At 65.5% G+C, this 12813-nt stretch carries 11 protein-coding genes; 10 read left to right on the top strand and 1 reads right to left on the bottom strand.

All coding sequences use genetic code 11. The features are described 5' to 3' along the window. The first annotated feature begins 8 nt into the window (after nucleotides 1–8). From malF to ABT392_RS05550, 6 genes are all read left to right on the top strand, one after another. Nucleotides 9–1625, top strand: coding sequence for a maltose ABC transporter permease MalF (malF, locus tag ABT392_RS05575; protein ID WP_395386376.1), 1617 nt, complete (start codon nucleotides 9–11; stop codon nucleotides 1623–1625). A 95-nt stretch (nucleotides 1626–1720) separates the two neighbouring features. Then, on the top strand, nucleotides 1721–2611 hold the full coding sequence (gene malG / locus ABT392_RS05570) for a maltose ABC transporter permease MalG (protein ID WP_334277212.1): 891 nt from the start codon (nucleotides 1721–1723) through the stop codon (nucleotides 2609–2611). Further along, nucleotides 2608–4179, top strand: a complete 1572-nt coding sequence (locus ABT392_RS05565; protein WP_395386377.1) for a glycoside hydrolase family 13 protein — start codon at nucleotides 2608–2610, stop codon at nucleotides 4177–4179. The genes malG and ABT392_RS05565 overlap by 4 nt, the downstream gene beginning before the upstream one ends. Beyond that, the gene (locus tag ABT392_RS05560) at nucleotides 4176–6578 is read left to right on the top strand and encodes an alpha-amylase family glycosyl hydrolase (protein ID WP_395386378.1); all 2403 of its coding nucleotides are present in this window, start codon (nucleotides 4176–4178) and stop codon (nucleotides 6576–6578) included. The genes ABT392_RS05565 and ABT392_RS05560 overlap by 4 nt, the downstream gene beginning before the upstream one ends. Next, nucleotides 6575–7462: an aldo/keto reductase gene (locus ABT392_RS05555; RefSeq protein ID WP_395386379.1), complete on the top strand. Its 888-nt coding sequence runs from the start codon at nucleotides 6575–6577 to the stop codon at nucleotides 7460–7462. Before ABT392_RS05560 ends, ABT392_RS05555 begins: the two co-directional genes overlap by 4 nt. 9 nt (nucleotides 7463–7471) lie before the next feature. Further along, nucleotides 7472–7714, top strand: a complete 243-nt coding sequence (locus ABT392_RS05550; protein WP_334277217.1) for a glutaredoxin family protein — start codon at nucleotides 7472–7474, stop codon at nucleotides 7712–7714. Between the two features lie 6 nt (nucleotides 7715–7720). Here ABT392_RS05550 and ABT392_RS05545 read toward each other — a convergent pair whose 3' ends face one another. Further along, complete coding sequence (locus ABT392_RS05545; protein WP_395386380.1) at nucleotides 7721–8719, bottom strand: zinc-dependent alcohol dehydrogenase family protein; 999 nt, start codon at nucleotides 8717–8719, stop codon at nucleotides 7721–7723. Nucleotides 8720–8849: 130 nt separating this feature from the next. On the opposite strand from ABT392_RS05545, the gene ABT392_RS05540 reads away from it, so the two are divergent. The 4 genes from ABT392_RS05540 (at nucleotide 8850) to ABT392_RS05525 (ending at nucleotide 12776) form a co-directional block, all read left to right on the top strand. Further along, nucleotides 8850–9758: a LysR family transcriptional regulator gene (locus tag ABT392_RS05540; protein ID WP_334277220.1), complete on the top strand. Its 909-nt coding sequence runs from the start codon at nucleotides 8850–8852 to the stop codon at nucleotides 9756–9758. 112 nt (nucleotides 9759–9870) lie between these two features. After that, nucleotides 9871–10437 carry a GbsR/MarR family transcriptional regulator gene (locus tag ABT392_RS05535; protein ID WP_334277221.1) on the top strand — a complete coding sequence of 189 codons (567 nt, stop codon included), beginning with the start codon at nucleotides 9871–9873 and terminating at the stop codon, nucleotides 10435–10437. Nucleotides 10438–10440: 3 nt separating this feature from the next. Next, on the top strand, nucleotides 10441–11784 hold the full coding sequence (locus ABT392_RS05530; RefSeq protein ID WP_334277222.1) for a cytochrome ubiquinol oxidase subunit I: 1344 nt from the start codon (nucleotides 10441–10443) through the stop codon (nucleotides 11782–11784). Further along, on the top strand, nucleotides 11781–12776 hold the full coding sequence (locus ABT392_RS05525) for a cytochrome d ubiquinol oxidase subunit II (RefSeq protein WP_395386381.1): 996 nt from the start codon (nucleotides 11781–11783) through the stop codon (nucleotides 12774–12776). The genes ABT392_RS05530 and ABT392_RS05525 overlap by 4 nt, the downstream gene beginning before the upstream one ends. Nucleotides 12777–12813 lie beyond the last annotated feature (37 nt).

The raw sequence follows: 12813 nt of genomic DNA, 5'->3' as shown, positions 1-12813 counted from the left end.
AGTCCGCAATGAACGCCTCCACCACTTCCGCCACGATGTCCACCACCGCGCACCGCATCGCCTACAGCCAGCTGCCACCCGGCCCGCTGGAGAAGGCGGCCCGCCTCCTTCGCTGGCCGCTCACCCTCGCGGCCATACTGGCCTCGCTCTACCTGGTATTCATGGTCCATGCCTCGGGCCAGACCTTCTGGGCACTGGGTCTGCTGGCACTTTTCGCCGCCTTCTTCTACGTCTACGTGAGCAAGGTGGCTTTCGCTGCGCGCTACCTGTTCCCCGGCATCGCCGGCATGCTGGTGTTCATCGCCTTTCCGCTGGTCTACACGGCGGTGATCGGCTTCACCAACTATTCGTCGGCCCACCTGCTCAGCGAAGAGCGGGTGCGCGAGTACCTGCTGGAGCAGCGCGATGCCGTTGAAGAGCAGGTCCAGCCCTTCAGCCTGCATGCCGATGGCGCAGAGTTCCGGCTCGTGCTGCGCGACGCTGCCAGCGGTGAGCCGCGCTTCGTCTCCTCGCCGCTGGCATTGCGCAAGGCCAAGGGCGAGCTGAAGGTCGAGATGCGCGACGTGGCGGCTGAGCCGCTGCCACTGAGCAGCCCCTTGCAAGCCGCCCTGCCACTGCGCGAGCTGATCACGCACCGCGAGGCCTTGTCGCAACTGCTCTTGCAGATGCCCGGTCAGGCTGACGCCCTGCACTACCTGGGCCTGCGCGAGTTCGGCCCGATCCGGCGCTACTGGGAAGCCCAGCCTGATGGCAGCCTGAAGCGCTTGGCCGACGGTCAGCTCTACAAGCCCAATCGCGACACCGGCTTCTTCGAGAGCACCGCGGGCGAGCAGCTGCAGCCCGGCTTCAAGGTGCTGGTCGGCGGGCAGAACTACGCCCGCATGCTCTTGAACGAAGACTTCCGCGGGCCCTTCCTCGCCATCTTCAGCTGGACGGTGATCTTCTCGCTCAGCACCGTGCTGTTCTCCACCGCGATCGGCATGCTGCTCGCCGTGATGCTGAACTGGGAGGACCTGCGCTTGCGCGGCACCTACCGCACCCTGCTGTTCCTGCCCTATGCGGTGCCGGGCTTCATCTCCATCCTGGTGTTCAAGGGCTTGTTCAACCAGAACTTCGGCGAGATCAACGCCATCCTTGATGCCCTTGTCGGCATCAAGCCCGCATGGTTTGCCGACCCGCTGCTGGCCAAGATCATGCTGGTGATCGTGAACGTGTGGCTGGGCTACCCCTACATCATGATCCTGTGCTCGGGCCTCCTGAAGGCCATTCCCGCGGATCTGTACGAGGCCTCGGCCCTGGCCGGCGCCGGCCCGCTCACCAACTTCTTCAAGATCACGGCGCCCTTGATCATCAAGCCGCTGGCGCCGCTGCTGGTCAGCGCCTTCGCCTTCAACTTCAACAACTTCGTGTTGATCGCGCTCCTGACCGACGGCCGGCCCGACTACCTCAGCAGCAAGATCCCGGCGGGCCAAACCGACATCCTGGTGTCCTACACCTACCGCATCGCCTTCCGCGATTCGGGCACCGACTTCGGCCTGGCGGCAGCGATCTCGACGCTGATCTTCGTCCTCGTCGCGGCGATGTCGCTCATCAATCTCCGATTGATGAAAAAGGCCAACCAGTAAAGCAAGGAACACGGCAATGAGCCCCCACGTTCACTCTGTTCTCTGCCCCCCGAGGGGGCGCTCAATGCCCTTCGGGCGGCCGGGCGGGCATTGACATGGCAATCGTTCGAGGCAAGCAAGCCCGCTGGCGGGTGTTCGGCGCCCACGCGCTGCTCTGGGTCTTCCTGGCGCTGACGCTGTTCCCGCTCTTGGCGGTGGTGTCGATTTCGCTCAGGCCCGGCAATTTCGCCACCGGCAGCCTGATACCGACCGAGATCAGCCTGGAGCACTGGAAGCTGGCGCTGGGCATCCCTTACCAGGCCGCCGACGGCAGCCTGGTGCAGCCGCCCTTTCCGGTGCTGACCTGGCTATGGAATTCGATCAAGGTGGCCACCGTGGCTGCCTTCCTGATCGTGGCCATCTCGACCACGGCTGCCTATGGCTTCGCGCGCCTGAAATTCCGCTTCAAGACGCCCATCCTCAACTCCATGCTGCTCCTGCAGATGTTCCCGGCCGTGCTGGCGCTGGTGGCCATCTACGCGATCTTCGAGACCATAGGCACCTATGTGCCGGCCATCGGCCTGGAGACACACGCCGGCCTGGTGCTGGCCTACCTCGGCGGCGTGGCCACGCATGTGTGGACCATCAAGGGCTATTTCGAGACCATTCCCGTCGAGATCGAGGAAAACGCCAAGGTCGACGGCGCCACGCATTGGCAGGCCTTCCGCATGGTGCTCCTGCCAATGGCCGTGCCGATCTTGATGGTGGTGTTCGTGCTGGCCTTCATCGGCACCATCATCGAATACCCGGTGGCCTCGGTCCTGCTTCGCGAAGAAGGCAACCTCACGCTGGCGGTGGGCTCCAAGTACTTCCTGCACGACCAGCGTTTCCTGTGGGGCGACTTCGCTGCCGCGGCCGTGCTCTCGGGCCTGCCGATCACGGCGGTGTTCCTGCTCGCTCAGCGCTGGATCGTCAGCGGCCTCACGGCCGGTGGGGTCAAGGGATGAAGGCGCTCGCCACCGCACTGGCGCTGCTGGCGGCTACCAGCTCAGCCCAGGCTGCACCGGCCGGTGCGGCTGGCACCTTTGAAAAGCGCGAGCGCGACTGGCGCAACGGTGCCGTTGTCTACCAGATCATCGTGGACCGCTTCGTGCCCGCCGCAGACCTGGAAGGCAAGCGTGCGCTCTACCCGTCACCCAAGGTCCTGAAGCCCTGGAGCGAAGCGCCAAAGGCCGGCGTCTACCTGGCCGACCAGAAGCTCAATTCGGCCGAACTCGAGTTCTGGGGTGGCGACCTCGCCAGCGCCGCAAGCAAGCTGGAACACATCCAGCAGCTGGGTGCCGATGTGCTCTACCTGAACCCGATCCACCTGGCCTGGACCAACCACAAGTACGACGCCTTCGACTTCCAGAAGGTGAGCCCCGAGTACGGCAGCCGCGAAGACTTCAAGCGCCTGGCGGCCGACGCGCACCAGCGCGGCCTGAAGGTGGTGCTGGACGGCGTGTTCAACCACATGGGCCGCAACGCGCCGGTCTTCAAGGACGCCTTCGCCAACCCGAGCAGCCCTTGGCGAAACTGGTTCTCCATCGGCCCACAGTACGAGGGCGGCGCCCTGGTCTGGACCGGCTACCAGAACCTGCCCGAGCTGAAGCTGGAGAACCTGGTGGTGCGCCGGCATCTCTGGCTGGACAAGGATTCGGTCGTTCGCTCCTACCTCCGTGATGGCGCAGATGGCTGGCGCCTGGATACGGCCTTCGAGCTGGGCCAGGCCTACCTTCGCGAGCTGACGGATGCGGCCCACAAGGAGAAACCGGGGTCGCTCGTGGTGGGAGAGATCGCCAACTATCCGGACCGATGGCTGAAGTCCATGGACGCGGTGATGAACTTCACCCTGCGCGACATTGTGCTGAGCATGACGCGCGGCGACATTGCCCCGGCAGCCGCTGCCCGCCTGACCGAGCGGCTGGTGAAGGACTCGGGCATCGAGGCGATGCTGAAGTCCTGGGTGGTGATCGACAACCACGACATCCCGCGCATCGCCACGCAGCTGCCGGTCACAGCGCAGCGCCGCATGGTGCAGGCGCTGCAGTTCACCTTGCCCGGTGCGCCGAACCTGTACTACGGCGCAGAGGTCGGCATGACAGGCGGCGCCGACCCCGAGAACCGCGGCCCGATGCGCTGGGACCTGGTGCGCGACGACAACCCCGAGCTGGTCTGGGTCCGCAAGCTGATCCAGCTGCACAAGACGCACCGTGCGCTGCGCGTCGGCGACTTCCGCTTGATCGATTCGCAGCAGCTCTTCGCCTTCGAGCGCCACACCGACAAGGTGCTCGATACCCGCGTGGTGATTGCCAACCCAAGCGACAAGCAAGTGCGCGAGCGCCTGATGATTGCCAACGCCCACCTGATGGACGACACGCCCATGGTCGACCTGCTGGGGCTGGTGTCGCCCGCACCGACCGTGGCCATCGGCCCGGGCTTCATCACCGTCGACATGCCACCGCACAGCGCGCTGCTGCTGCAACCCAGGCCCAAGGCCCAGGGTGGCTACAACCGCTACAAGCGAGTTCAATGAGCAAGTTCCTGTTGATGCTGGCGACCATGCTGGTCGCCTCTGCCACCCTGCCCGTTCGGCCAGCCATGGCGGCGGCCAAGTGCCAGGCCTCGCCACTGGGCCAGCGCGAACTCTTCCTGCGCGGCAGCTTCAATGGCTGGAGCGCAGAAGATGCGCAACGCTTCAGCTATGTCTGCGACCGCTACGAGCTGCATGTGCGCGTGGAGGGCGAGCATCAGTTCAAGGTCGGCGACGAAGACTGGTCGGCCGACGCCGACTTCGGCGGCAAGCCAGCGCAGCTGCAATTGAAGGGCCCGGCGATGAGCCAGCATTTCAAGGGCGGCTACAAGCTGACGCTGCGCCTGGACGGCCTGGCTCCGAGCCTGCAGATCCTGCCCTTCGCCGGCAAGCTGCCTGCGACCAAGCCCGTGCCTGCCGTAGGCAATTCAGTGGCGCGCAGCCTGCGCTTCGACTCAAGATCGATCGCCGACAAGCAGCCCTTCGGCGCCGTGACCGCCGGCAGCGAAGTGGCCTTCTCCATCAGTGCCCTGCCCGGCGTCGAGCAGCTTGAACTGGTCGTGGCCAAGCGTCGCCTGGAAGGCAACCAGGAAGTGCTGGAGTACCTGCCGCTCGCACGCCTGCCGATGAGCCGTGCGACCGAGGGCAAGCGCGAGCGCTGGACCGTCCGCCATCGCTTCACCGAGCCCGCCATCTACGGCTATCACTTCGAGGCCCGCATTGCCGGCCGCGCCTACGTCTACGGCAACAACCGCGACAAGGTGTTCTGGACGCGCGAGAAGGGCACGATGGGCCTCGGACTGACGGAAGACAAGCCAGCCGACGACAAGCGCATTCGTCGTTATCGCCAGACCGTGTACGCGGCGGACTTCAAGGTGCCGGGCTGGGCACGCGACATCGTCTACTACTACGTCTTCCCGGAGCGCTTCCGCAACGGCGACCGAAGCAACGACCCGCAGCCAGGCCGCGACCGCTATCACGACAAGACCGTGGAGCTGCACAAAAACTGGCTCGACAAACCCTGGAAGCCGGCCTCGGGCGACGGCTCCGACGCGCTGCCCAACAATGACTTCTTCGGTGGCGACCTGGCCGGCATCATCGACAAGCTCGACTACATCAAGTCGCTGGGCGCCAACGCGATCTACATGACGCCGGTGTTCCGAGCGGCCAGCAACCACAAGTACGACACCGGCGACTACACACAGATCGACCCGGCCTTCGGCACGAACGCGGACTTCGAGCGGCTCTGCGCCGAAGCCGCCAAGCGCGGCATCCGCGTGATTCCGGACACATCGCTCAATCACGTTGGCCAGGACTCGCCCTACTTCAACCGCTTCGGCAACTTCAAGCCGGGCGGTGCTTTCGACAACGGCAAGATCAATCCGGATTCACCATACGCCAGCTGGTTCACCTTCGACGCCAAACAGACCGCCCCCGACAAGCAATACAAGGGCTGGGTCGGCGTGCTGGACCTGCCAGAGATCGACAAGGCTTCGCCGGCCTTCCGCGCATTCGCCTATGGCAACCCCGAATCGGTGATGAAGCAATGGCTGGACCGCGGCGCGGCCGGCTGGCGCATGGACGTGGCACCCTGGGTGCCGGACGACTTCTGGCGCGAGTGGCGCAAGGCGGTCAAGAACCACAGGCCGGATGCCTTGACGGTTGCGGAGACCTGGTTCGACGCCAGCAAGTACTTCCTCGGCGACACCTTCGACTCGACGATGAACTACATCTTCCGCAATGCGCTGCTGGAATACGCAGCCGGCGGCGATGCAAAGGCGCTCTACGCCAATATCGAGCTGATGCGCGAGGCGTATCCGCCGCAGGCCTTCTATGCCTTGATGAACCTCCTCTCAACGCATGACCAGGCCCGCGCGCTGCATCACTTCGGCTATCACAACGATGATGATCCGCAAAAGCTCAAAGAGGCCAAGCAGCGCCTCAAGCTGGCCGTGCTGTTCCAGATGAGCTTCCCCGGCTCGCCGACGATCTACTACGGCGACGAAGTGGGCCTGGCTGGCGGCGATGACCCGCTGAACCGCGCGGCCTACCCCTGGGCCGACGAAGGCGGCAAGCCCGACGAAGCCTTGCTCGCAGACTTCAAGCGCCTCACCGCGATGCGCAACGATCACGCCGTGCTGCGCCATGGCTCGATCAGCGCACCCATCCACCTTGATGCCCATGTGATTGCGCTGGCCCGCCAGGATGGCGAGAGCTGGGCCGTCACCGCGACGAACAATGCCACCGCGGCGCGCAGCGTCAGGCTCAAGCTGCCAGTCGAGCTGCACGGCAAGCGTCTGCGCGATGCCTTGAGCAAGAGAACCTACCAAGTCGGTGCCGATGACTCGCTGACTCTCACTCTCGCGCCGCTGTCCGGTGCCGTCCTGATCTCTGCGCCATGAACCTCCAAGACTTCGGCCAAACCGGCCTGCGTGTCAGCCCCTTGGGCTTCGGCGCCATGCACATCAACGATGAGCGCACCAGCGAAGAGGATGCGGGCCGCCTGCTCAATGAGGTGCTGGACCTGGGTGTCAACCTGATCGACACCGCGCGCGGCTACGGCCTGTCGGAGGAGCGCATTGGCCGTCACATTGCCCATCGCCGCCGGGACTTCGTGCTGTCAACCAAGGTGGGCTACGGCGTCGAAGGCGTGCCCGACTGGACCTACGACTGCATCGTGCAAGGTGTGGAGCGCGCGCTGCGCCTGATGCGCACCGACGTGCTGGACATCGTCCATCTGCACTCATGCCCGCTTGGCACCCTTGAGCAAGGCGAGGTGACACGCGCGCTGCAGGACTGCAGGTCAGCCGGCAAGCTGCGCGTGGCGGCCTACTCGGGCGACAACGCCGAGATCGATTTCGCGCTGGCCAGCGGCCAGTTCGGCTCGCTGCAGACCTCGGTCAGCGTCTGCGACCAGGTCAACCTGCCGGTGCGCCTGCCGGAAGCGCAACGCCTGGGCGTGGCTGTGATCGCCAAACGGCCGGTGGCCGGCGCGATCTGGCGCATGAGCGAGCGGCCCGAGGCCTATGCCGAAGGCATCTACTGGGACCGCTGGCAGGCGATGGGGCTGCCCACGGCCATCCCGGAGGCAGACTGGAACGCCTTGGCCTTGCGCTTCACCGCCTTCCTGCCCGGCATCTCCAGCACCATCGTCGGCACCGGGAAGCTCGCGCATTTCAAGCACAACCTCGCGGCCATCGAACAAGGTCCGCTGCCGGCCAGCCAGCAGCACCTGATGCGCCAGGCCTTTCTGCATCAGGAGCGGGGCTGGAAGGGCCTGATCTAGACTGTCCGCATGGAACTCAAAATCGTCGTCTACTCCAAGTCAGCCTGCCCGCAATGCGACAGCGTCAAGATGCTTCTAAAGGCCCGGAACCTTGGCTTCGAGGAAATCAGGATCGAGGACGAGGAGCAGCGCATGGCCTTCTACGCCAAATGCGGTCCCTCGGTCCGGTCCATGCCCCAGGTCTTCATCAACGACCAGCGCGTGGGCGGCGTGGCCGGGCTGCAGGCCGCGTTTGCGCAGCTCAAGCTGTGAGCTGATTCAGGCCTGGGCAGGCACGATCAGGATCTTGCCCTGGCGCTCGCCAGCGGCAGCGGCAGCCACCGCTTCCTTGATCTGCGCCACGTCGTAGCTCGCCTGGATCGGCGTGCTCAGCTTGCCGGCCGCAATCAGGCCGGCCAGTTCGGTCAGCAGTGCGAACTGCTGGGGCTGCGGCGTGGTGCGGAACCAGCGCGCCAGCCAGAAGCCCTTCAAGCTCACGTCGCGGAACACCAGCTCGCGCGGCGACACGATGCAGGGCTCGCCGCTCAAGGCACCGTAGTTCACCACCACGGCGCTCTCGGCCAGCATGCCGGCCAGGCGCATCGTCGCCTTGCCGCCGACGGCATCAATGCCCAGCTTGATCGGCGTGCCTGCGGTGGCGGCCTTGACCCGCTCGGCCAGGTCGTCGCCATCGACCAGCACCACATCGCCGCCCTGTGCCAGCACGCCGGCGATGGCCGACTCGCGGCGCACGATATTCACGGTCTTCAGTCCGCGCAGCTTGGCCAGTTGCACCACGTAGCTGCCCACGCCTGAGTTGGCGCTGTTCTGGATCACCCAGTCGCCAGGCTGCAAGGTGGCGAAGTCGCTGAGCAGCAGCGAGGCCGTCGGCGGGTTGACGGTCAGCATGGCCAGCTGCTGCGGGTCGGCGCCGTTCGGCAGCGGAATCAGGCGCGCGGCCGGTGCCACCAGATGCGTGGCCCAGGTGCCCGAGCCGGCCGGCAGCAGCACGGTCTGGCCAATGGCCGGGCCTTGGGTGTCCGGGCCCAGTTCGACGACCCGGCCCACGCCCTCGCTGCCACCGACGGCAGGCAGCGGCGGCAGGATGCCGTACTGGCCGGTCAGGGTCAGCACATCGCTCGGGTTGATGGGTGCGGCCAGCACGGCCACCAGGGCCTGGCCTTGCGAAAGGGTCGGGCGTTCGAAAGGCACGGCCGCGATCACGGCCTGCGGCACCGGGCCGCGTTCGTTGTACTGGGCTTTGAGCATCGTTGTCATGGTGAGGTCCTGCTAGCCGGTTTCGGCGTCTGTACTGCGATGACCGAATGCTAGGCCTGCCGGTCTCAAGACGGAATCCGTCATATTCGGCAAAATCTTTTGTCGCAATGGCAATGATCAAGAGCCCACGATGGACAAGCTGCGCGCCCTTCAGTACCTGGTCAAGGTGGCCGACACCCTGAGCTTCTCGCGGGCGGCCCGGGCCTTCGGCGTGCCGGCCTCCTCGATCTCGCGGCGCATCACCGACCTGGAAGCGAGCTTGGGCATCGAGCTGCTGCACCGGACGACGCGCACCGTGCGCCTGACCGAGGCCGGCGCGCTCTACCTGGAGCAGGTGCGGCCGGGCCTGGCGCAGCTGGACGATGCCGATGAGCTGGTGGGCCAGCACTCCAGCACGCCCAGCGGCACCCTGCGCATCAGCGCCATGCCCGGCTATGGCCAGCGCCTCCTGATGCCAGCGCTGCAGGACTTCGGCGAGCGCTATCCCGACATCGTGCTGGACGTGCACCTGAGCGATGCCCTGGTGGAGCTGGGGCGCGACCAGATTGACATCGCGATCCGCGGTGGCCGCCAGCCGCAGGACCGCGTGGTCGCGCGACGGCTGGACCCGAACCGTTTCGTGCTGGCTGCCTCGCCGCAATACCTGGAGCGGGCCGGCACACCCCGCACGCTGGACGACCTCGCAGGCCACCGCGCGCTGATGTACCGCGGCCCCAATGCCGTGATCAAGTGGCAGGGGCTGGGCGATGACGGCTGGCACGAGGTGCCGGTCACACCTGCCTTCATCAGCAACGACGGCGCCAGCCTGATTGCCATGGCGTGCCGGCACCAGGGCATCGTGCTGTTGTCGGAATGGGCGCTGGTGGACTACTTCCGGCGCGGCGAGCTCCAGGCCATCACGCTGGACCAGCCCGTGTCTGTCGGCCGCGGCGGCGAGGCCGGCATCTACCTGCTCTACCTGCAGACCCGCTACCGAATACCCAAGGTACGGGTGGCGGTGGAGTTCCTGGTCGAGCGGCTGAGCGCCAGCTCGGCCTGAGCCGACAACCCTTGCCTTGATCGGGCGATTCAGCTTGAGCTTGCTGAACTTTCAGAAATTCCTGAAAATTCAGCAAAATCTTGAGTTGACGCAAATTGAACGAGAGGCCGTCATGGAAGCCCTGAGCCCCCTGGTCCGCAGCTTTGTCGCGCATTTTGGCGAGATGGGCAGCCGCTGGGGCATCAACCGCACGGTGGGGCAGATCTATGCCCTCATCTTCGTTTCGCCCCGACCGCTGAACGCGGACGAATTGGCCGAGTCACTGGAATTCAGTCGCTCCAATGTGAGCATGGGGCTGAAGGAACTGCAGGCCTGGCGCCTGGTGCGGCTCAAGCACCTGGCCGGCGACCGGCGCGAGTATTTCGAGGCGCCCAGTGACGCCTGGGAGATCTTTCGCACGCTGGCCGAGGAGCGCCGCCGCCGCGAGATCGAGCCCACCCTGTCGATGCTGCGCAATGCGCTGCTCGAGTCCCCCAATACCGAGGAAGACCGCATCGCGCAGGAACGCATGCGCGGCATGCACGACCTGATCGAGCTGATGAGCAGCTGGTTCGACGACATGCAGCGGCTCGACTCGCAGACGCTCGGACAGCTGATGAAGATGGGCTCCAAGGTGCAGAAGCTGCTGGAGTTCACCGGCCGCATCAAGCCCGCAGCCAAGACCGACAGGGAGGGCTGAACCATGCTCGATGCCCTGGACGCACTCGTCCTGGCGCGCATGCAGTTTGCCGCCAACATCTCCTTCCACATCCTCTTTCCCACGATCAATATCGCGCTGGCCTGGGTGCTGCTGTTCTTCCGCTGGCGCTGGCTGAAGACCGACAGCGATATCTGGCTCACGGCCTACCGCTTCTGGACCAAGGTCTTCGCGCTCTCCTTCGCGCTGGGCGTGGTCAGCGGCATCACGATGAGCTTCCAGTTCGGCACCAACTGGCCGGGCTTCATGGAGAAGGCCGGCAATATCGCCGGGCCGCTGCTGGGCTACGAAGTGCTGACCGCCTTCTTCCTGGAAGCGAGCTTTCTCGGCGTGATGCTGTTCGGCCATGGCCGCGTTGGCGAGCGGGTGCATCTCGCCGCCACCTTCCTGGTCGCCTTCGGCACCACGCTGTCGGCCTTCTGGATCCTGAGCCTGAACTCCTGGATGCAGACGCCGCAGGGCTTCGAGATCATCAACGGCGAGTTCCACGTGCTGGACTGGTCGGAGGTCATCTTCAACCCCTCCTTCCCTTACCGCCTCTCGCACAAGCTGCTGGCTTCGGGCCTGACGGTGTCTTTTCTTCTGGCCGGCGTCAGTGCCTGGCAGCTGCTGAAGAAGAAGCCGCAGGTCTGGACGGCCAGCGTGCTGCGCGTGGGGCTCACACTGGGTGCAATCCTCATCCCCTTGCAGATCTGGGTCGGCGACATGCACGGCCTCAACACCTTGAAGCACCAGCCCGCCAAGATCGCCGCGATGGAAGGCGTGTGGCAGACCGAGCGCGGCGCGCCCCTGCTGCTGTTCGCCTGGCCGGATGAAAAGACGCGCAGCAACCATCTGGAGATTCCGGTGCCCAAGCTCGCCAGCCTGATCCTCACTCACGACGCCGAGGGCGAGATCCGCGGCCTCGATGAATTCAAGGACGCGCATCCGCCGGTCAAGCCGCTGTTCTTCGGCTTCCGCGTGATGGTGGGCACCGGCCTCCTGATGCTGGCCTTCAGCTGGGTGGGCTTGTGGCTCTACAAGCGTCGACAGTGGGTTGCGCACGACCTGCCCCGCTGGCTCCTGCGCGGCCTGGCGCTGATGAGCTTCTCGGGCTGGCTGGCCACCCTGGCCGGCTGGTATGTGACCGAGATCGGCCGCCAGCCCTTCATTGTCTACGGCCTGCTGCGCACCGCGGACGTGGCCTCCAAGACGCCAGCGCCGACCATTGCCTTGTCGCTCGCCGGCTATCTGGTCCTCTACCTCGGACTCATCGTGGCCTACGTGTCGGTCATCAAGTACATGGCCGAGAAGAAGGTCGACCTCGCGACTGGGAGCAGCCCCGCATGAACGCCGCTGAATGGATGCCGCTTGTATTCATGGGCCTGATGGGCCTGGCCCTGCTCATCTACGTGGTGCTCGACGGCTACGACCTCGGCGTGGGCCTCCTGATGGTGGGCGCAAACGACGAGCACAAGGACCGCATGGTCGCCTCCATCGGCCCGTTCTGGGATGCCAATGAAACCTGGCTGGTGCTGGGCGTGGGCATCTTGCTGGTGGCCTTTCCGAAGGCACACGGCTTGATCATCGGTGCGCTCTACCTGCCGGTAGCAGTGATGCTGATCGGCCTGACGCTGCGCGGCGTGGCCTTCGATTTCCGCGTCAAGGCCCATGCGCAATGGAAGCCCTTGTGGAACCGCCTCTTCATGGCCGGCTCCTTGATGGCTTCCTTGGCGCAGGGCTGGATGCTGGCGCGCTACATTACCGGCTTCCAGGAGGGCAGGACCTATACCGCCTTCGCCGCGGTGATCGCCCTGGCCTTGTCTGCCGCCTACGCTCTGCTGGGCGCCGGATGGCTGATCATGAAGGCCGAGGGTGAGCTGCAGGCGTTGGCGGTGAAACGGGCCAAGCTGGCGTGGCCGGCCGTGGTGATCGGCCTGGCGCTGATCTCGCTGGCCACGCCGCTGGTGAGCCCCACGGTCTCGGCACGCTGGTTCCGCATGCCCGAACTGATCGCGCTGCTGCCGATTCCGCTGACGACCGGCCTTTCGCTCCTGGGCCTGCGCGCCCTGCTCAACTCGCACCGCGTGCTGGGCACGCTCTGCTGGCTGCCATTCGCGCTGATGGTGCTGGTGATGCTGCTCGGTTCGCTGGGCCTGGCCTACAGCCTCTATCCCTACGTGCTGATAGACCAGATGACGGTCTGGCAGGCCGCAGCTGCGCCCAAGTCGCTGGCCTTCATCCTCTGGGGCTGCGCCTTCACGGTGCCAGCCATCCTCGGATACACCGTGTTTGCCTACCGCGTTTTCTGGGGCAAGGCCAGCGAACTCAGCTACGCCTGAACAGGTGATGCAAGGCCCTGGTCGTGGCGCCGGGGCG

It is taken from the genome of Paucibacter sp. JuS9, assembly GCF_044043925.2.
Lineage (GTDB): Bacteria > Pseudomonadota > Gammaproteobacteria > Burkholderiales > Burkholderiaceae_C > JAUASW01.
Note: the sequence above shows the minus strand (reverse complement) of the source record. Positions and strands in the feature narration are given on the sequence as shown.

Excerpts from the sequence above, each read along its gene's own strand:
- malF (WP_395386376.1), top strand. The coding sequence starts at position 9 with ATGAACGCCTCCACCACTTCCGCCACGATGTCCACCACCGCGCACCGC.
- malG (WP_334277212.1), top strand. The coding sequence starts at position 1,721 with ATGGCAATCGTTCGAGGCAAGCAAGCCCGCTGGCGGGTGTTCGGCGCC.
- ABT392_RS05565 (WP_395386377.1), top strand. The coding sequence starts at position 2,608 with ATGAAGGCGCTCGCCACCGCACTGGCGCTGCTGGCGGCTACCAGCTCA.
- ABT392_RS05560 (WP_395386378.1), top strand. The coding sequence starts at position 4,176 with ATGAGCAAGTTCCTGTTGATGCTGGCGACCATGCTGGTCGCCTCTGCC.
- ABT392_RS05555 (WP_395386379.1), top strand. The coding sequence starts at position 6,575 with ATGAACCTCCAAGACTTCGGCCAAACCGGCCTGCGTGTCAGCCCCTTG.
- ABT392_RS05550 (WP_334277217.1), top strand. The coding sequence starts at position 7,472 with ATGGAACTCAAAATCGTCGTCTACTCCAAGTCAGCCTGCCCGCAATGC.
- ABT392_RS05545 (WP_395386380.1), bottom strand. The coding sequence starts at position 8,719 with ATGACAACGATGCTCAAAGCCCAGTACAACGAACGCGGCCCGGTGCCG.
- ABT392_RS05540 (WP_334277220.1), top strand. The coding sequence starts at position 8,850 with ATGGACAAGCTGCGCGCCCTTCAGTACCTGGTCAAGGTGGCCGACACC.
- ABT392_RS05535 (WP_334277221.1), top strand. The coding sequence starts at position 9,871 with ATGGAAGCCCTGAGCCCCCTGGTCCGCAGCTTTGTCGCGCATTTTGGC.
- ABT392_RS05530 (WP_334277222.1), top strand. The coding sequence starts at position 10,441 with ATGCTCGATGCCCTGGACGCACTCGTCCTGGCGCGCATGCAGTTTGCC.
- ABT392_RS05525 (WP_395386381.1), top strand. The coding sequence starts at position 11,781 with ATGAACGCCGCTGAATGGATGCCGCTTGTATTCATGGGCCTGATGGGC.